16 protein-coding genes are annotated in these 16,062 nt (G+C 66.4%); 9 read left to right on the top strand and 7 right to left on the bottom strand.

Translation table 11 applies throughout. From position 1 onward, the window contains the following. Positions 1 to 67 precede the first annotated feature (67 nt). The 4 genes from XARJCFBP2528_RS04255 to XARJCFBP2528_RS04240 form a co-directional block, all read right to left on the bottom strand. Entirely contained in the window at positions 68 to 3,046 is a 2,979-nt protein-coding gene (locus XARJCFBP2528_RS04255; RefSeq protein ID WP_026064828.1) for a TonB-dependent receptor, read from the bottom strand. Positions 3,047 to 3,167: 121 nt separating this feature from the next. Then, positions 3,168 to 4,190, bottom strand: coding sequence for a LacI family DNA-binding transcriptional regulator (locus XARJCFBP2528_RS04250; protein ID WP_016904539.1), 1,023 nt, complete (start codon positions 4,188 to 4,190; stop codon positions 3,168 to 3,170). Between the two features lie 330 nt (positions 4,191 to 4,520). Continuing rightward, positions 4,521 to 4,790: a BolA family protein gene (locus XARJCFBP2528_RS04245; RefSeq protein ID WP_016904540.1), complete on the bottom strand. Its 270-nt coding sequence runs from the start codon at positions 4,788 to 4,790 to the stop codon at positions 4,521 to 4,523. Next, entirely contained in the window at positions 4,787 to 5,086 is a 300-nt protein-coding gene (locus XARJCFBP2528_RS04240; RefSeq protein WP_016904541.1) for a YciI family protein, read from the bottom strand. Before XARJCFBP2528_RS04240 ends, XARJCFBP2528_RS04245 begins: the two co-directional genes overlap by 4 nt. A gap of 350 nt (positions 5,087 to 5,436) precedes the next feature. On the opposite strand from XARJCFBP2528_RS04240, the gene XARJCFBP2528_RS04235 reads away from it, so the two are divergent. Genes XARJCFBP2528_RS04235 through XARJCFBP2528_RS04225 form a run of 3 tightly spaced genes read left to right on the top strand, consistent with a single transcriptional unit; the run spans position 5,437 to position 9,227 of the window. Beyond that, positions 5,437 to 6,342, top strand: coding sequence for a segregation and condensation protein A (locus XARJCFBP2528_RS04235; protein WP_016904542.1), 906 nt, complete (start codon positions 5,437 to 5,439; stop codon positions 6,340 to 6,342). Further along, positions 6,320 to 7,579: an SMC-Scp complex subunit ScpB gene (gene scpB / locus XARJCFBP2528_RS04230; RefSeq protein WP_386045748.1), complete on the top strand. Its 1,260-nt coding sequence runs from the start codon at positions 6,320 to 6,322 to the stop codon at positions 7,577 to 7,579. Before XARJCFBP2528_RS04235 ends, scpB begins: the two co-directional genes overlap by 23 nt. Beyond that, a complete protein-coding gene (locus tag XARJCFBP2528_RS04225) occupies positions 7,572 to 9,227 on the top strand; it encodes a pseudouridine synthase (RefSeq protein ID WP_026064829.1) in 1,656 nt (551 codons plus the stop codon). The genes scpB and XARJCFBP2528_RS04225 overlap by 8 nt, the downstream gene beginning before the upstream one ends. A gap of 202 nt (positions 9,228 to 9,429) precedes the next feature. On the opposite strand, the gene XARJCFBP2528_RS04220 is transcribed toward XARJCFBP2528_RS04225, so the two are convergent. After that, a complete protein-coding gene (locus tag XARJCFBP2528_RS04220) occupies positions 9,430 to 9,867 on the bottom strand; it encodes a hypothetical protein (RefSeq protein ID WP_016904973.1) in 438 nt (145 codons plus the stop codon). Between the two features lie 165 nt (positions 9,868 to 10,032). On the opposite strand from XARJCFBP2528_RS04220, the gene XARJCFBP2528_RS04215 reads away from it, so the two are divergent. Next, complete coding sequence (locus XARJCFBP2528_RS04215; protein ID WP_016904971.1) at positions 10,033 to 10,803, top strand: glutaminyl-peptide cyclotransferase; 771 nt, start codon at positions 10,033 to 10,035, stop codon at positions 10,801 to 10,803. 79 nt (positions 10,804 to 10,882) lie between these two features. Here XARJCFBP2528_RS04215 and XARJCFBP2528_RS04210 read toward each other — a convergent pair whose 3' ends face one another. Further along, positions 10,883 to 11,683 (bottom strand): amidohydrolase, encoded by an 801-nt coding sequence (locus XARJCFBP2528_RS04210; RefSeq protein WP_016904970.1) that lies wholly within the window; start codon positions 11,681 to 11,683, stop codon positions 10,883 to 10,885. 148 nt (positions 11,684 to 11,831) lie between these two features. Next, positions 11,832 to 12,980, bottom strand: a complete 1,149-nt coding sequence (locus XARJCFBP2528_RS04205; protein ID WP_016904969.1) for a pyridoxal phosphate-dependent aminotransferase — start codon at positions 12,978 to 12,980, stop codon at positions 11,832 to 11,834. A 198-nt stretch (positions 12,981 to 13,178) separates the two neighbouring features. On the opposite strand from XARJCFBP2528_RS04205, the gene ccmA reads away from it, so the two are divergent. The 5 genes from ccmA to ccmE all read left to right on the top strand — a co-directional run bounded on the left by ccmA (position 13,179) and on the right by ccmE (position 15,996). Continuing rightward, positions 13,179 to 13,823: a heme ABC exporter ATP-binding protein CcmA gene (ccmA, locus tag XARJCFBP2528_RS04200; RefSeq protein ID WP_024939979.1), complete on the top strand. Its 645-nt coding sequence runs from the start codon at positions 13,179 to 13,181 to the stop codon at positions 13,821 to 13,823. After that, positions 13,820 to 14,515 carry a heme exporter protein CcmB gene (gene ccmB, locus XARJCFBP2528_RS04195; protein ID WP_016904031.1) on the top strand — a complete coding sequence of 232 codons (696 nt, stop codon included), beginning with the start codon at positions 13,820 to 13,822 and terminating at the stop codon, positions 14,513 to 14,515. Before ccmA ends, ccmB begins: the two co-directional genes overlap by 4 nt. Positions 14,516 to 14,609: 94 nt before the next feature. Continuing rightward, a complete protein-coding gene (ccmC, locus tag XARJCFBP2528_RS04190; RefSeq protein ID WP_016904032.1) occupies positions 14,610 to 15,362 on the top strand; it encodes a heme ABC transporter permease CcmC in 753 nt (250 codons plus the stop codon). Next, positions 15,359 to 15,529 (top strand): heme exporter protein CcmD, encoded by a 171-nt coding sequence (locus tag XARJCFBP2528_RS04185; RefSeq protein WP_016904033.1) that lies wholly within the window; start codon positions 15,359 to 15,361, stop codon positions 15,527 to 15,529. The genes ccmC and XARJCFBP2528_RS04185 overlap by 4 nt, the downstream gene beginning before the upstream one ends. Next, the gene (ccmE, locus tag XARJCFBP2528_RS04180; protein WP_016904034.1) at positions 15,526 to 15,996 is read left to right on the top strand and encodes a cytochrome c maturation protein CcmE; all 471 of its coding nucleotides are present in this window, start codon (positions 15,526 to 15,528) and stop codon (positions 15,994 to 15,996) included. The genes XARJCFBP2528_RS04185 and ccmE overlap by 4 nt, the downstream gene beginning before the upstream one ends. The last annotated feature ends 66 nt before the right edge of the window (positions 15,997 to 16,062 follow it).

Raw genomic sequence — 16,062 nt, 5'->3', positions numbered from 1 at the left:
ACGCCAACCTACCCTATCCAAGCGCCGAGTTCGACCGCCCCGGCAGCTGCCGGGGCGGTCGAGTACCTCACCAGTTCAGGCCGAAGGCCAGCCGGAAGGTACGCATCGGCGACGCCAGCACACCGGTCGGGGTGCCGTAAGCCGTGTTCAAGTCTCCGAGTGTCCCGGTCTCGCCGTTAAAGTTGGCGTAGTTCACCCAATTGAACACGTTGAGGATATCCGCACGCACGTTGAATTTGACACCCGCGCCGGTATCCCACTCTTTATTGGCGGCGATGCTGAACTCCTTGTAGCCCAACGTGCCGTCCGGCTTGAACTGCACGATGTAGCACTGGTCGTTGCCGGCCAGGCAGTTCTGCCCGTAACGCGCGGTCTGGCTGGCCAGCGACAGCTTGCCGGACAACTTGATCTCGTACGGCAGCTCGTAGATGCCGGTGACCACCAGGCGATTCTTCGGAATGCCGCCGGCCTCGCGCCAGCCGTAGTCTTCGACGCGTTCGCGGTCCAGTGCGTAATGCTCGCCGAACTGGCGGTTCTCCTTGGCATCGGAATAGGTGTAGGCCACCGTCAGGCCCCAGCCGGACTCCTCGTCGAACGGCTTTTCGACCTGCAGGGCGAGCTGGTTGTTGCGGGTTTCCACGCCGTTGGTCCCCAGCACGATGGCGCTGTAGCCATCCGGGCCGTCGGTCGGCGAGCCGGAAGTTGTGCCCGGCTGGAAGAACGACCCGTCCGGCAGACGGTTGCCGCGCACGAACGCGAAGCCGTCATGGCTTTCGATGCGGCTCAGGGTCACGTCGGTGAACCAGTCCTGGCCCCACAGCGGCACCATGTTGCGCATGCCGATGCTGAATTGGTCCGAGTACGGGGTCTTGATGTTGTTGTCGATCAGGTAGACCTCGCGACCGCCGCCGCCGGTGCTGCTAGCTGTCAGCGTGTTCAGGCCTTCCTGGGTGTTGTAGGCCGGATTCCATGCAGTGCATGGGTCGCCCAGGCAGGCCGGGTTATTGGCGCTGGTGAAGTAGTAGCTGTAGGAGTTGAATGAGTTGTTGAGCTGCTCGAGCGCCAGGTAATCGAAGATGTTGCGGTCGTAGGCACGGCCGGCACCGCCATAGATCACGTGAGCCTGATCGCCGAACAGGTCATAGGAGGCACCCAGGCGCGGCTGCCAGGCGTTCTTGAACGCCTTGCGGTTGTTGCCGGTGCTAATGAAGTTGTTGATGTCGTAGTTGGCGTTCTGCAGGTTGGGCCAGTTCTGCAGCGCACCGGCGACGTCGGACGGGGTCACGAAGTCCAGGAATGCCGGGGTTTCTTCGTAGTCGTAGCGCACGCCCAGGTTCAGGGTCCAGTGCTCGTTGACCTCCCAGTCGTCCTGCAGGTAGATGCCGTACTGCTTGTTCTCGGACACCACCGAACCGCCACCTTCGACCAGCGGCGCACCGAAGCGCACCCGGTACGGCGTTTGTACATCGCTGAGGATGTTGTAGTAGTACTGCGGGTTGGCCGGGTTGAACTGGGTGGAATCCAGATCGATGCTCTTGAACTTCACGCCCATCTTGACGGTGTGCGCGCCGTGCCATTCCAGGCTGTTCAGGGTCAAATCGTCCTGGAAGGTCCAGCCTTTCTGGCCCTTGCGCTGGAAGCTGCTGCCGGCGCCGGCGGCAAGTACGTCGGTCTCGTTACCGCGGTTGGGCGTATAGCTGAGGATGTAGCCGTTGCCGTTGTTGATCGGCGCCTGGTTCCAGAACGCGCTTTCGTAGCTGAGGTTGGCTTCGTTGAGGAAGTTGGCACCGCTGTACTGCCAACGCAGGTTGGCGCGCTTTTCTTCCTGGCCGTTGATGCTGCCGTGCTCCAGGGTCGAGGTGCCGCCGACGTCGTTGAGCTCGTCTTCCTTGCGGTACTTGCCGCTCAGCTCGAACAGGCTGTTGTCGCCGATGGTCCAGTCGATCTTGGCGAAGTACAGGTCTTCCTTGAACGGCGTGCTGTAGGTGGCGACCAGCGACTGCAACTGCGTGGGCAGCTGATCGACGCGGTCCGAATAGATCGAACCGGGGATCACCACGTTCGGGGTGGTGTATTCCTTGGCTTCATAGGCGACGAAGAAATGTGCCTTGTCCTTGAGGATCGGGCCGCTGAAGGTGGCGCCGTACTGGGTTTCCTCGAAGTCGTCACGCACGCCGGCACGCTTTTCCAGCGGGCTTTCTTCGCGCCAGCTGTCGTTGCTGGTATCCCAGAAGAAGCTGCCGTGGAAATCGTTGGTACCGGACTTGGACGAGGCCACGATGGCCGCGCCGCTGACCTGGTCGAACTCGGCCTTGTAGTTGGAGGTGATGACCTTGTACTCGCCGATCGCCGACTGCGGGAACGGATTGCCGCGGCTGGAATCCTGGCCGCTGACGCCGCCGGTCAGCACGTAGTTCTTCTGGCTCACGCCGTCGATGTAGACGTTGGTGCCTTCGGCCGAAGTAGCGCCCGAGCGCACCTTAGTGGTGCCGTTGGCCTCGCGGGTGAACTGCACGTTCGGCACGGTGTCGGCCAGTTCCAGGAAGTTGCGCGTGGCACGCGGCAGGTTCTGGATCTGCACGTTGGAAATATAGGTGGCGTTCTCGGAGGTACGGGTTTCCACCAGTACCGGCGGGGCCTTGACCTGCACCGCGTCCAGCGTGGTGGCGTTACCACCGTCAGCCGTGGCCGGTTCGCCGCCGACGCCCAGGTTCAGGGTTGCGGTCTGGCCGACCTGCACGGTGACGTTCTGCGAGGTGGTCTGGCCGTTGGCGGTGACGTCCAGGCGGTACGAACCCGGCGGCAGGCCGCCGAGCGAGTAGCCGCCGTTGCTGACCTGCACGGTGCGGGTCAGGCCGGTGGCGAGATTGGTCGCGGTGACCTGGGCCTGGCTGGCAGGTGCCGAGTCGACGGTGACCTGGCCGCGGATGGTCGCCGCAGCACTCTGCGCAAAGGCCGGTGCGGCACCAAGCAACAGGCAACTGGCCAGGGCGCAGCTAAGCAGCTTGCGCGCCGGACTGGCGGAATGGGGGTAGTGGTGGCGCATTGGTCCCTCCAGGGATCGGTACAGATTGTTGTTGTGGCGTTGCGACTTGCAGGAACGACCGCTGCGGCGGGCAGCGGGAGCGGACAGAACGTCCGCGAAAAGGGTCAGCGGGCAGGAAACCTCAGGGGCCGGGCTCGCCGGCACCGCAGGAGGCGCGGATCACCAGCTCGGGCGTGAGCAGTTGGCGGATGCCGTCGTCGCGGCCGGGCTGGTCCACCAGCCGCATCAACCGGGACATCGCCTGCTCGCCCAGGCGCGCGATGCTGACCCGCATCGTGGTCAGCGCCGGGTGGACGAAACGGGCCAGTGGAATATCGTCGAAACCGGCCAGTGCCACATCGCCGGGCACCGAGACATCGGCCTGGGCAAACGCGTACAGGCAGCCCAGCGCGGTCATGTCGTTGGCGGCGAACACCGCGTCGGGCAGCGCGCCGCCGGCCAGCATCGCCTTGCCGGCGCGGTGGCCGGAGGCCTCGTCGAAGTCACCGGGGAATTCGATGCCCTGCGCGGTATCGCCGTAGGCGGCGATGGCATCGCGGAAGCCGCGCAGGCGTTCGCGCGCATCGAAGTTGAGCGCCGGCCCGCCGATGAAGGCGATGCGTCGATGTCCGGCCGACAACAGATGTTCGGTCATCGCCATCGCGCCGGCATGGTCGTCGATGCTCAGCACCGGATAGGCATCGCCGGGAACGTGCGCGTTGATCAATACCGTGGGCAGCGCCTGCGGCAGGTTGTCGGTGAGGAACCCGGGCTGCTCGGCATACGGCGACAACACCAGCAGACCATCCACGCGCCCGCGCATGGACTGCAGTGCCCTGCCCTGCGCTTCCGGGTCGCCGTGGTAACTGGACACCAGCAGATGCTGGCCGGCGGCACGCGCCGCACCATCGATCCCGCGGATCAGCTCGGAAAAGAATTCGCCATACAAATCGGGCAGCACCACGCCCAGGGTCTGGGTGCGTCGGCTGCTGAGGCTGCGGGCTGCCGCATGCGGGCTGTAGCGCAGCCGGGCGGCCACGTCCTGCACCAGCTGGCGCACCGGTCCGGCGACGTTGTCATGTCCATTGAGCGCACGCGACACCGTTGCAACGGAGACCTGTGCTTCCCTGGCGACATCTTTGATGGTGACCGCACCCTTGGCCATTCGTGTCGCCCTCCGCGACCGAGTTCCCAAAACTGGCGCGGACTGTAAGCGTTTTCATACAAGGGCGTAAACCCCTGTCTTCACGCCCGTGAAAACGCTTACAGATCAAGCATCTGCAAGTGATGAATACGTGAAGCAATGTGTTGCGACGCAACAAATACCCCCCATATGTCCACATCTGCAGGCCGACGGCGATCACGGTTGGGGCAGTTTGGTCCGCTGCACAGGGAGCGGTCGCTCCCGTAGGAGCGCACCCGGGCGCGACGGGTGCTATCGGTAAGGCCTGTCGCGCCCAGGTGCGCTCCTACGACGGCTGGTTGAGTGGCCTGGTTATCCCGCCTCGCCGGGCGCGATCGCCTCGATCGACAACGCGTGGATATCGGTCTGCATCATCTCGCCGACCGCGGCGTAGACCGCGCGGTGCCGTGCCAGCGGCGGCTTGCCGGCAAAGGCGGCGCTGACCACGCGCACATTGAAATGCCCACGCCCGTCGCGCGCGCCGGCATGCCCGGCGTGGCGATGGCTGTCGTCCACCACTTCCAGTTCGGTCGGCGCCAGCGCCGCCTGCAGCGCGGTACGGATCCGCTCGACCCGGCTCATGGCAGCACCCGGCGGAACGGACGCACCTCGGTGCGCACGTAGACGCCCGCCTCGACATACGGATCGGCATCGGCCCAGGCGCGGGCGTCGTCCAGCGCGTCGAATTCGGCGATGACCACGCTGCCACTGAAACCGGCCGGGCCCGGATCCTCGGCATCGATCGCCGGGCATGGGCCGGCCACCAGCAGGCGACCTGCCGCCGCCAGCGCCTGCAAACGGGCCAGATGCGCCGGTCGCGCCTGCTGCCGGGCCGCCAGTGCGTCGGCCCGGTCATACCCTTCGATTACGTACCACATAGGCCACCTCGCCCAAGACGTGAAGAACAGCCCCGGGATTCTAGCCGCCTCAGCGCTGGACACCGCCCCCGCGCACGCATTACCCTTGCCACCACTGCACACGCAATCGGACGCAGCGGCCCGTCGGCCCAGGCCCCACGCCTCCTCGACGACCGATTCGCTGCCCACCGCCGACCCGCGTAGACGACCTCCTCGCTGTTCCGTCGCCGCATGCCACGCGGCGCACGTTGTATGTGGATTTGTAGGATCGTGCCGGCACGGGCACGACATTGATCGCAATAACTCAAGGCAAAGCCCTGCAGGCGCGGCTCAGACCGCGGCCGGCGACCGTAAGACCCGATGTCGACCTGATGAATTCCGAACTCGCGCACGACGCGAATCCGCCAGCCACGAGCGCGCCGCCACAGCAGCAGGAAATGCCGCTGGCGGTGGTGCATGGGCAACCGGTGCTGCAGATCCCGCAGGATCTGTATATTCCGCCGGACGCGCTGGAAGTCATCCTGGATGCCTTCGAAGGTCCGCTGGACCTGCTGCTGTATCTGATCCGCCGCCAGAATCTGGACATCCTGGATATCCCCGTCGCCGAGATCACCCGGCAGTACGTGGATTACATCAACGTGATGCAGGAGCTGCGCTTCGAACTGGCGGCCGAATATCTGGTGATGGCCGCGATCCTGGCCGAGATCAAGTCGCGCATGCTGTTGCCGCGCCCGCCCAGCGAGGAAGGCGAAGAAAACGATCCGCGCGCCGAACTGGTGCGCCGGCTGCAGGAATACGAACGCTTCAAGCAGGCTGCCGAGGATCTGGACACCCTGCCGCGCATGGGCCGCGACAGCGCGCCGGTGCAGGCGCATCTGCCGGAGCGCGCCGCGGTCAAGCTGCCGCCGCCGGTGGAACTGAAAGAAATGCTGATGGCGCTGTACGACGTGCTCAAACGCGCCGAACTGTTCACCGGCCATGCGATCAAGCGCGAGGCGCTGAGCGTGCGCCAGCGCATGGGCGATGTGCTGAGCCGCCTGGACGATGGCAGGTTCTATCGCTTCGAATCACTGTTCACGACCGAAGAAGGCAAGCTCGGCGTACTGGTCACCTTCCTGGCGCTGCTCGAACTGGCCAAGGAGCAATTGCTGGACATCGTGCAGGAGGCGCCGCTGGCGCCGATCTACGTGAAGTCGCTGGCCTTGGGCAATACCAATGCGCCGCTGCAATTCTCCAGCGAATTCGACGACAGCGATGCCGCCAACGAACCTCTCTGAAGCCGATCACCGAATGGATCAAGCGTTGATCACCCGCATTATCGAAGCCGCCCTGCTGGCGAGCAGCCAGCCGCTGACGCTGGCGCAGCTGCAGGGCGTGTTTCCGGAAGAAGAACCGGCGCCGCCTGGCAGCGTCGAGCGCGCGCTGGAACTGCTGCGCGACGGCTGCGCCGAGCGCGGCGTGGAGCTGGTCGAGGTGGCCTCGGGCTTCCGCTTCCAGGTCAAGGCGGACGTGCATGGCTGGGTCGCCCGGCTGTGGACCGAGCGCCGCACCAAGTACACCCGCGCCACGCTGGAAACCCTGGCGCTGATCGCCTACCGCCAGCCGATCACCCGCGGCGAGATCGAGCAGGTGCGCGGCGTGGCGGTCAGCAGCAACATCATCCAGGCGCTGGAAGAACGCGAGTGGATCCGCGTGGTCGGCCACCGCGACGTGCCCGGCAAACCGGCCCTGTTCGGCACCACCAAGGGCTTTCTGGATTACTTCGGGCTCAAGCGATTGGACGAGCTGCCGCCATTGTCTGAGTTGAAGGACATTGCCGAGCTGGAACCGCAGCTGCCGCTGGACCGCGACGGCCCACTGGATGGCGCGGTCCCGGCGTCGGCGGCGATGGGTGCCAAGCATGCTGAAGCGGGTCCGGATACAGATCCAGACCCGGATATGGCGGATGCAGACGGCGCCGGCGCCGATGCGGCGATTGCCGCCCGGACTGACGCGGCAGCGGATGTTGGCGCTGACGTGGACGCCGACCCGGGCGATGCCGCGCAGGAACAGCGCGATGCCGAGGATGTGCTGCCGGCATCGGACAGCACCACCGATGCAACCAGCGACAGCGACGACACAATGCACGTCGATGCCGATACCGAGCTGGCCGTTGATGCCGATGGCGATGCCGATATTGATGTAGACGACAACGACCAGACCGCCAGCCCAGGCACTGCAGTCGACGACGAAATCGAACACCACGCCGACGCGGTCGATGACCACGCCAGCGCCGATGAATCAAGTAACGACACACCGCAACACCCCGAGCATGCCTCGGCGCAGGACCCGAATACGTTGAACCCAGATGACGCCCGTGAGGGCGACCCCGACACCGCGCCGGGAACGCGCGCGGATGCAGTGAACGAAGACGAAGACAACGCCGTCGCGACGACGACCGTGGCTGTTGACGAAGCCGATTCCGAACCAGAGGCCGACCCAGAACGCGTCGGCCGGAGCCAGACACATGAGTGACACCCCCCGCAAGCTGTCGTTGAACAAGCTTTCCCTCAAGCGCGACAGCGCGCCCGAAGCGCCCAAGCTGGAAGAGCGCCTGCACAAGGTGCTGGCCCAGGCCGGCCTGGGGTCGCGCCGCGCGCTGGAACAGCGCATTGCCGATGGCCTGATCAAGGTCAATGGCGCCGTCGCGCAGACCGGCATGTCGGTGCGCAGCGGCGACAAGATCGAGCTGGATGGCCGCAGTTTCGTGGCCAGCGCGCTGACCGAGCCCTCGCGCGTGCTGATCTACAACAAGCCCGAAGGCGAAGTGACCACGCGCGAAGACCCCGAAGGCCGCCCGACCGTGTTCGAGTCGCTGCCGGCATTGAAAGGCTCGCGCTGGATCGCCATCGGCCGCCTGGACATCAACACCACCGGCCTGCTGCTGCTGACCACCGACGGTGAGCTGGCCAACGCGATGATGCATCCCTCCTACGAGGTCGAGCGCGAATACGTGGTGCGCGTACGCGCCCCGGAAGGCGAGGACAAGGTCTCCGACGCCATCATCGAGCGCCTGTCGCGCGGCGTGCTGCTGGAAGACGGCGGCGCCAAGTTCGACGAGATCGAACGCATCGGCGGCACCGATTCGCACGACTGGTTCCGCGTGGTGGTCAAGGAAGGCCGCAACCGCGAAGTGCGTCGTCTGTGGGAGTCGCAGGGTTGCCAGGTCAGTCGCCTCAAGCGCAGCCGCTACGGCAAGATCTCGCTGCCGCGCGAACTGCTGCGTGGGCAGTCGATCGAAGTGGCACAGGACAAGGTCGACAGCCTGCGCGCCGAACTCAAGCTGGAAGAAGGCGCGCCGTCGGCGCTGACGCTGCAGCCGGTGATCGGCCAGCGCCGCGCCGCCAAGTCCACCGTGCACGTCTCGCGCGATGGCCGTAGCAATGCCTACGTCAACGGCCAGACCTCCGGCGCTGACGAAGGCCGCGAACTGCGTCGCTTCGACAACCTGCGCGAAGATCGCGGCGGCCGTGGCCGTGGCAAGCCGGGCGGTTTCCGCGGCGGCCTCACCGTCAGCGGCGAAGCGGCGGCCAAGCAGTCGCAGCAGCGCCCGTTCAAGCAACGCGCCCCCGGCAAGGGCGACCGCGCCCTGCCGGACGGCAACCCGGCCGCGTTCCGCAGTTGGTACGTGCCCGATGGCGTGAGCACCGGGCCGAGTGGTCACCGCAATGCCGGCCCCAGCGGCCCCGGCACCGGCCAGGCACGCCCGTACGCGAAGAAGGGTCCGGGCGGCGCACGTCCAGGTGGCGGCGCGGGCAATGCACGTCCCGGCGCAGGCGGCGCAGGCGGCGCGGGACGTGGCGGCGCCGGTGGCGGACAGGGCCAGTCGCAGGGCCAAGGCCAGGGTCAGCGCAAGCACCCGTACGGTCATCCGGGCAATGCGCCGAGCTTTCCGTCCGATCACGCCAACCCGGGTTTCAGCCCGTATGGCGCAGCACGTCCGGCAGCCGGTCGCCCGACCGGCGCACGCGCGGGCGGGCCCGGTGGCAACCGTGGTCCGGGCGGCAATCGCGGTCCCGGTGGTCCGGGCGGCGCGCCGCGTGGACCCGGCGGCCCGGGTGGTCGTCCCCCGGGTGGCGGCAATCGTCGCCCGCCAGGCGGCGGTGGTAATCGCGGTCGCTAAGCTGCGGCACGCGCAATAAAAAACGGCCCTGCAAAGGGCCGTTTTTTATTGGTGTTTCCGTTCGCGCCCGGCATCGCAGTTGCTGGAAACAGCAGTAACACCGAGTTCGTACAGCAACAGCGCAGGGCCCACTGTTTGGGGGCGCTGCGCGTCCACGCAGGTGTCGACCATTGGCGACGCCTGCGCTGCACCGCGCAGCGTCTTACTTGCGACGCTCGATGACGAAGTTGCCCACGGCCACGCCCAGATCGACGCCCTCGCCGGTGCCGGCCAGGGCCAGCGAAATGTCGCCCTTGGTGACCACCTGTGCCGTGCTGGACTTGACCACGCCGGCATGCGCTTCGGCCGCCGCGTAGGTGCCGAACAGATCATTTAGGCTGTAGGCGCCGGAGAAGGTGCCGCGGCCGCCGACGATCTTGGACTTGCCGACGGTCAGGCCGCCGCCCTTGCTGGAGATCTTGACCGGGATCACCGCGCCGTTGTCGCACTTGATGGTGCCGGTGCCGCTGGCGGTCTTGTAGAACACCGACCAGCCCGACAGGTTGAACGACAGCTGGCAGTCGATGTTGCCGGCGGCCTGCGCCTGCGGTGCAAGCGTTGCGGCGCCCAGCAGCGCGAAGAGGGAAAGGGACTTGATCATGCGGGCATTCCGGTTGGTGAACGTGGCGCCGAGCCTAGCAGCGCCGATGTGGCAGCCGCGACAACATGCCGGCACCGCGCAGGCGACCGTTCAGCGAATCATTATTTCGCCGGCCGGCGGCCTGCGCCGCCACAGTCTGCGACGGCGGCATGGGATGATTGCGGCATGCCACGCACCGCCTACAGCCTGCTCTTCGCCGCCCTGCTGCTGCCCACCCTCGCCCACTGCAGCGAGACCATCCCGACCCAGGGCTATACCGTCGTGCGCACCTATCCGCACGACACCGCCGCCTTTACCGAAGGCCTGTTCTATCTCGACGGCTACCTGTACGAGAGCACCGGCGAACTGGGCCAGTCCAGCGTGCGCAAGGTCGAGCTGGAGACCGGCCGCGTCCTGCAGCAGGCCTCGACACCGGCGCCGTTTTTCGGCGAAGGCATCGTGGCCTGGCACGACCGCCTGATCCAGCTGACCTGGCGCAATCAGCGCGGCTTTGTCTACGACCTGGCCACGCTGACGCCGCGCACGCAGTTCAGTTATTCCGGCGAGGGCTGGGCGCTGACCCGCGACGACAGCAGCCTGTACATGAGCGATGGCACTGCCCGCATTCGACGGCTGGATCCGCAGACGCTGCAGCAGGTCGGCAGCATCAAGGTCACTGCCCGCGGCAAGGCGCTGGACAATCTCAACGAACTGGAATGGGTCAACGGCGAGCTGTTGGCGAACGTCTGGCTGACCACCCGCATCGCACGTATCGACCCGGCCAGCGGCAAGGTGATCGCCTGGATCGACTTGAAGGCGCTGGTGCCGGACGCCGACACCCTGAGCGACCCTAGCAACGATGTACTCAACGGCATCGCCTATGACGCCAAGCACGATCGCCTGTTCGTCACCGGCAAGCGGTGGCCGAAGATCTACGAGATCAAGTTGGGTGAGTAGCGGGGATTAGGGATTTGGGATTCGCAACAGCGGGCAAACGGATAGCTGTGCCTTGCCTGCTTGCACCAATCCCCAATCCCTAATCCCTAATCACAAATTCATCCGCATCCAGCATCGCCGGGAAGCGTGCGCGGTGTTCGGCCAGGGCGGCAGCGCTGAGGGTGGTGGTGACCACTTGCGGCTGCTCGCGGATTTCCACCTGCGGCTGGCCGAGGAAATCGATCACGGCGCTGTCGCCGGCGTAGTGCAGCTGATTGCCGTCGACGCCGACGCGGTTGACCGCTGCCACAAAGCACAGGTTCTCGATCGCGCGTGCGCGCAGCAGCGTCTTCCATGCATAGGCACGCGCGGACGGCCAGTTGGCGACAAACAGTTGCAGATCGAAATCCAGCTGGCCCGGCCGCTCGACATCGAAACGATTGCGGCAGAACACCGGAAAGCGCAGGTCGTAGCAGACCTGCGGATTGATCCGCCAGCCCTTCCACTCCACCGTCAGGCGATCGCGCCCGGCCGCGTAGCGCAGGTGCTCGTTGCCGAAGCGGAACAGATGGCGCTTGTCGTAATACTGCAGCGCCCCGTCCGGCGTGGCCCACAGCAGCCGGTTGAACACACCTTCGGGCGTGCGCAATTGCACGCTACCGGTGACGGCCGCATCCAGCCGCGCGGCCTGCGCACGCACCCAGGCCACAGTTGGCCCGTCCATGTCCTCGGCCTTGTCGATGGCGTCGTTGGAGAACCCGCTGGTAAAGGTCTCCGGCAGGATCACCAGATCGGTCTGCCCGGCCAACGGCTCCAGCAACGCACCGTAATAGTCGCGATTGCCGGCGGGGTCATGCCAGCGGGTGTCGCCTTGGATCAGGGAGATGCGCAGGTCGGGCATTGGAGGCTCGGGAATGGGGAATGGGGAATGGGGAATCGGACAGCGGTTTGGTGAGCGCGTTATGTCATCGGGCCAAGTGCAGATTCAGATCGAAAAGCGACCAACCGCTTTTACGATTCCCGAATCCCGATTCCCGATTCCCAGCTCTTCAGAGCTGCTGCAACCGCGCGATCGCCGCATCCAGGGTCGCATCGTTCTTGGCGAAGCACAGCCGCGCCAGTCGTTGCCCTTGCGGCGCGGTCTCGTAGAACGGCGACAGCGGAATCGCGGCCACGCCCTTTTCCACCGTCAGCCACTTCACGAACTCGGTGTCGGGCAGGTCGCTGATCGCCGAATAGTCGACCAGCTGGAAATAGCCGCCGGGCACCGGCAACGGCGTCAGGCGCGTGGTCAGCAACTGTTCGCGGAAACGGTCGCGCTTGGCCTGGTAGAACGCGCCGAGGTGTTCGTCGTGTTCGGGTTCGTCGCGGATCATTGCGGCGAATGCGTGCTGGGCCGGGCCGAAGCTGGTGAAGGTGTTGTACTGGTGCACCTTGCGGAACTCGGCGCTCAGTGCCGGCGGCGCGATGGCGTAGCCGATCTTCCAGCCGGTGCAGTGATAGGTCTTGCCGAAGCTGGAAATCACGAACGCGCGCTCGCGCAGTTCCGGCCAGCGCAACACCGATTCGTGGCGGCGGCCGTCGAACACGATGTGTTCGTACACCTCGTCCGAGAGCAGGAAGATGTCGCTGCCGCGCAGCAGCTCGGTCAAGCGCTGCATGTCATCGGCAGACAGCATCGCGCCGGACGGATTGTGCGGCGAGTTGATCATCAGCAGGCGCGTCTTCGGCGTGATCGCTGCGCGCAGCGCCGGCCAATCGATGGCGAAGGTCTGCGGGTCCAGCGCCACGTGCACGGCGCGCGCGCCGGCCAGGTCGATCGCCGGCTCGTAGCAGTCGTAGGCCGGGTCCAGCACGATGACCTCCTCGCCTGCGCGCACCACCGCGTGGATGGCGTTGAAGATCGCCTCGGTGGCACCGCTGGTGACGGTGATCTCGCTGTCGGCATCGACCTGCGCGCCGTAACAGCGCTGCGCCTTGCCGGCGATGGCCTGGCGCAAGGCCGCAACGCCGGTCATCGGCGGGTACTGGTTGTGGCCGGCCGCCATGGCCTTGGTCAGCTCATCGACCAGCCGCTGCGGCACCGCGAAATCGGGAAAACCCTGGCCCAGATTCACCGCACTGTGTTCGGCCGCCAGCTGCGACATGACGGTGAAGATGGTGGTGCCCACCTTGGGCAGCTTGGTCGTGAGGGGCATCGGGCCTGTCCGGGCAACAAACGGGGGGACCGCGAGTGTACGCAAAGCCGCCAGGCGGTTGCGCCCGGCCGGTGCAAAACAGCGTTCCCGGACACATCACGCCGCCGAACGCGCCCCCGGCAGCGCGCCATCGTCGCTACAATGCGCGCCCTGCCTCGCCCACCCCATGCCGTCCTGCGACGGGAGCCCGCTGCGCCGATGATCGAACCGCTGCACACTGCGCCACCGCTGCTGGCGGCGCGCGCGCTGGCTTTCAGCCGCAACGAGGAGCCGGTGTTCGGCCCGCTGGATTTCCATGTCGATGCCGGCGAGGCGCTGCTGGTGCAAGGCGACAACGGCGCCGGCAAGACAACGCTGCTGCGGGTGCTGGCCGGGCTGCTGCATGTGGAGCGCGGGCAGATCCAGATCGACGGCAAGACCGCGCGGCGCGGCGACCGCAGCCGCTTCATGGCCTATCTGGGCCATTTGCCGGGGCTGAAGGCCGATCTCAGCACGCTGGAGAACCTGCATTTCCTGTGCGGCCTGCATGGCCGCCGCGCCAAGCAGATGCCCGGCAGCGCGCTGGCCATCGTCGGCCTGGCCGGCTACGAGGATGCGCTGGTGCGGCAGCTGTCGGCCGGCCAGCGCAAGCGCCTGGCGCTGGCGCGGCTGTGGTTGTCGCCGGCCCCGCTGTGGCTGCTGGACGAGCCCTACGCCAACCTGGACCTGGACGGCATCACCCTGGTCAACCGGATGATCTCCGCGCACCTGCGCGGCGGTGGCGCGGCGCTGGTCACCACCCACGGCGCCTACGCGGCGCCGCCGGTGCGCACGCGCATGCTCACGCTGGAGGCGGCGGCATGAGCCTGCATTCGCCACAACCCTCGCTGTGGCAGGCCGCGCGCGCGCTGCTCAGCCGCGACCTGCAGCTGCTGTGGCGCCGTCGCAGCGATGCCTTGCAGCCGGCGCTGTTCGCCTTGCTGATGGTGGTGCTGTTCGCGCTGGGCCTGGGCGGTCGCCCGGACCTGCTGGCGCAGGCCGCACCGGCGGTGCTGTGGCTGTCGGTGCTGCTGGCCGGCCTGTTGTCGCTGGATGCGCTGTTCCGCAGCGATGTGGAAGACGGCTCGATGGAGCAATGGCTGCTGGCGCCGGTGCCGTTGGCGTGGCTGATCGCGGTGCGCGTGCTGCTGCACTGGGCGACCAGCGCGCTGCCATTGATCGCGGTGACGCCGCTGCTGGGCGAATTGCTGCACCTGCCACATGACCAACTACCGGTGCTGCTGGCATCGTTGGCGCTGGGCACACCGCTTCTGAGTCTGCTTGGTGCCGTGGTTGCGGCACTGACGGTGACGATGAAACGCTCTGGTATTCTCGTGGCGTTGCTGGCGTTGCCGTTGTACGTGCCGGTGCTGGTGTTCGGTGCCGGCAGTGTCGCGGCCAGCGGACAAGGACAGGATGCGGTGGGTGCGTTGTTGTTGCTGGGCGCCGGATTGGTGATCGGCGTGATGCTGGCACCGCTGGCTGCGGCTGCCGCGATCCGGATTTCCTTGAGTTGAGCCCTGCGGTCGATGCGCTGTCGACAAGACGCTCCACTCATTGCGTTGTTGCTGTTTCGAGAGCCAATGCCATTCCAAAGGCTGCTGCCATCGCATGAACGTCGTTGCCCGCTGGTTCCACCAACTCGCCTCGCCTCCGATCTTCGACCGTTTCACTGCGCGCTGGGCGCCGTGGTGCTACGCCCTGGCCGCGGTGTTGCTGGGCGTGGGCATCTGGCAGGCCTTGTTTGCGGTACCGGCCGACTACCAGCAGGGCGATAGCTTCCGCATTCTGTATATCCATGTGCCGAGCGCGTGGATGAGTCTGTTCGTGTTCGGGCTGATGGCGGTGTATGCGGCGATCGCGCTGATCTGGCGCATCAAGATCTGCGAAATCCTGGCGATGGCCTGCGCGCCGATCGGCGCGGCGTTCACCGTGATCACCCTGTTGACCGGCAGCATCTGGGGCAAGCCGATGTGGGGCGCCTGGTGGGATTGGGACCCGCGCCTGACCACCGAGCTGATCCTGCTGTTCCTGTATCTGGGCGTGATCGGCCTGTATCAGGCCATCGACGATCGCCGTCAGGCCGCACGCGCGGCGGCCTTGCTGGCGATCGTCGGCGTGGCGCTGCTGCCGGTGATCCGCTATTCGGTGGTGTGGTGGAACTCGCTGCATCAGGGCCAGAGCATCCGCCTGCTCGGCCCGTCCAGCATCGATGCCAGCATGCTGCTGCCGCTGTGGCTGATGGTGGTCGGCACCAAGTTCTGGTTCGCCGGTTCGCTGCTGACGCGTGCGCGCGCCGACAACCTGCGCCGCGAGGCCGGCAAGGCCTGGATCGTGCGCGATGCGCCGGAGGGCGCGGCATGAGCTACCTGTCCTACGTCATCGCCGCCTACGCGGTGTTCGTGCTGGTGTTGCTGTGGGATCTGATCGCCGGCCGCTGGCAGGTGCGCCGCGCCGTGAGGATGGCGCAGGCGCGGCGTCTGCGCGAGCGCAAGCGCGCGGTGCCCACCGATGCGGAGCTGATCCGGTGAACCCGCAACGGCGCCGCCGGATCTGGCTGGTGATCGCGCTGGTGCTGGCCGGCGGACTGGCGACCACGCTGGTGGCGATGGCCCTGCAGCGCAACGTGGCCTATCTGTACACACCGTCGGAAGTGCTGCGCGGCGACGCCGGCGAACACACGCGCTTCCGGCTCGGCGGCATGGTGGAAAAAGGCTCGTTCCAACGCGCATCCGGTTCGCTGGAAGCGCAGTTCCGCGTCACCGATGGCGATGCACGGTTGCCGGTGCGCTACGGCCGCATCCTGCCGGACCTGTTTCGCGAAGGACAGGCGGTGGTGGCGACCGGGCGCATGCAAAACGGCGTCTTCGTCGCCGAAGATGTGCTGGCGAAACACGACGAGACCTACATGCCGAAGGAAGTGGCCGACAAGATGGGCAGCGCGCACCGCAAGCACGCCGTGCCGGCGGCCGCAGACCAGGCCGGAGCGCTGCGTTGATGGCGCGCGTCAGGACGTTGGCATTCCTGCACGGTGGTGGTTCGGACAGTGGTTGCCTTGCTGTGC

Source organism: Xanthomonas arboricola pv. juglandis (assembly GCF_001013475.1).
In the GTDB taxonomy this organism is placed as follows: domain Bacteria; phylum Pseudomonadota; class Gammaproteobacteria; order Xanthomonadales; family Xanthomonadaceae; genus Xanthomonas; species Xanthomonas arboricola.
The sequence above is the reverse complement of the archived record's forward strand: the minus strand, read 5'-3'. Positions and strand labels throughout refer to the sequence as shown.

Coding starts and splice junctions, on each gene's coding strand:
- ccmB (WP_016904031.1), top strand. CDS start 13,820: ATGAGCCTGCATTCGCCACAACCCTCGCTGTGGCAGGCCGCGCGCGCG.
- XARJCFBP2528_RS04210 (WP_016904970.1), bottom strand. CDS start 11,683: ATGCCCGACCTGCGCATCTCCCTGATCCAAGGCGACACCCGCTGGCAT.
- XARJCFBP2528_RS04245 (WP_016904540.1), bottom strand. CDS start 4,790: ATGAGCCGGGTCGAGCGGATCCGTACCGCGCTGCAGGCGGCGCTGGCG.
- XARJCFBP2528_RS04240 (WP_016904541.1), bottom strand. CDS start 5,086: ATGTGGTACGTAATCGAAGGGTATGACCGGGCCGACGCACTGGCGGCC.
- XARJCFBP2528_RS04185 (WP_016904033.1), top strand. CDS start 15,359: ATGAGCTACCTGTCCTACGTCATCGCCGCCTACGCGGTGTTCGTGCTG.
- XARJCFBP2528_RS04225 (WP_026064829.1), top strand. CDS start 7,572: ATGAGTGACACCCCCCGCAAGCTGTCGTTGAACAAGCTTTCCCTCAAG.
- ccmC (WP_016904032.1), top strand. CDS start 14,610: ATGAACGTCGTTGCCCGCTGGTTCCACCAACTCGCCTCGCCTCCGATC.
- XARJCFBP2528_RS04250 (WP_016904539.1), bottom strand. CDS start 4,190: ATGGCCAAGGGTGCGGTCACCATCAAAGATGTCGCCAGGGAAGCACAG.
- XARJCFBP2528_RS04205 (WP_016904969.1), bottom strand. CDS start 12,980: ATGCCCCTCACGACCAAGCTGCCCAAGGTGGGCACCACCATCTTCACC.
- XARJCFBP2528_RS04215 (WP_016904971.1), top strand. CDS start 10,033: ATGCCACGCACCGCCTACAGCCTGCTCTTCGCCGCCCTGCTGCTGCCC.
- XARJCFBP2528_RS04220 (WP_016904973.1), bottom strand. CDS start 9,867: ATGATCAAGTCCCTTTCCCTCTTCGCGCTGCTGGGCGCCGCAACGCTT.
- scpB (WP_386045748.1), top strand. CDS start 6,320: ATGCCGCCAACGAACCTCTCTGAAGCCGATCACCGAATGGATCAAGCG.
- ccmA (WP_024939979.1), top strand. CDS start 13,179: ATGATCGAACCGCTGCACACTGCGCCACCGCTGCTGGCGGCGCGCGCG.
- XARJCFBP2528_RS04235 (WP_016904542.1), top strand. CDS start 5,437: ATGAATTCCGAACTCGCGCACGACGCGAATCCGCCAGCCACGAGCGCG.
- XARJCFBP2528_RS04255 (WP_026064828.1), bottom strand. CDS start 3,046: ATGCGCCACCACTACCCCCATTCCGCCAGTCCGGCGCGCAAGCTGCTT.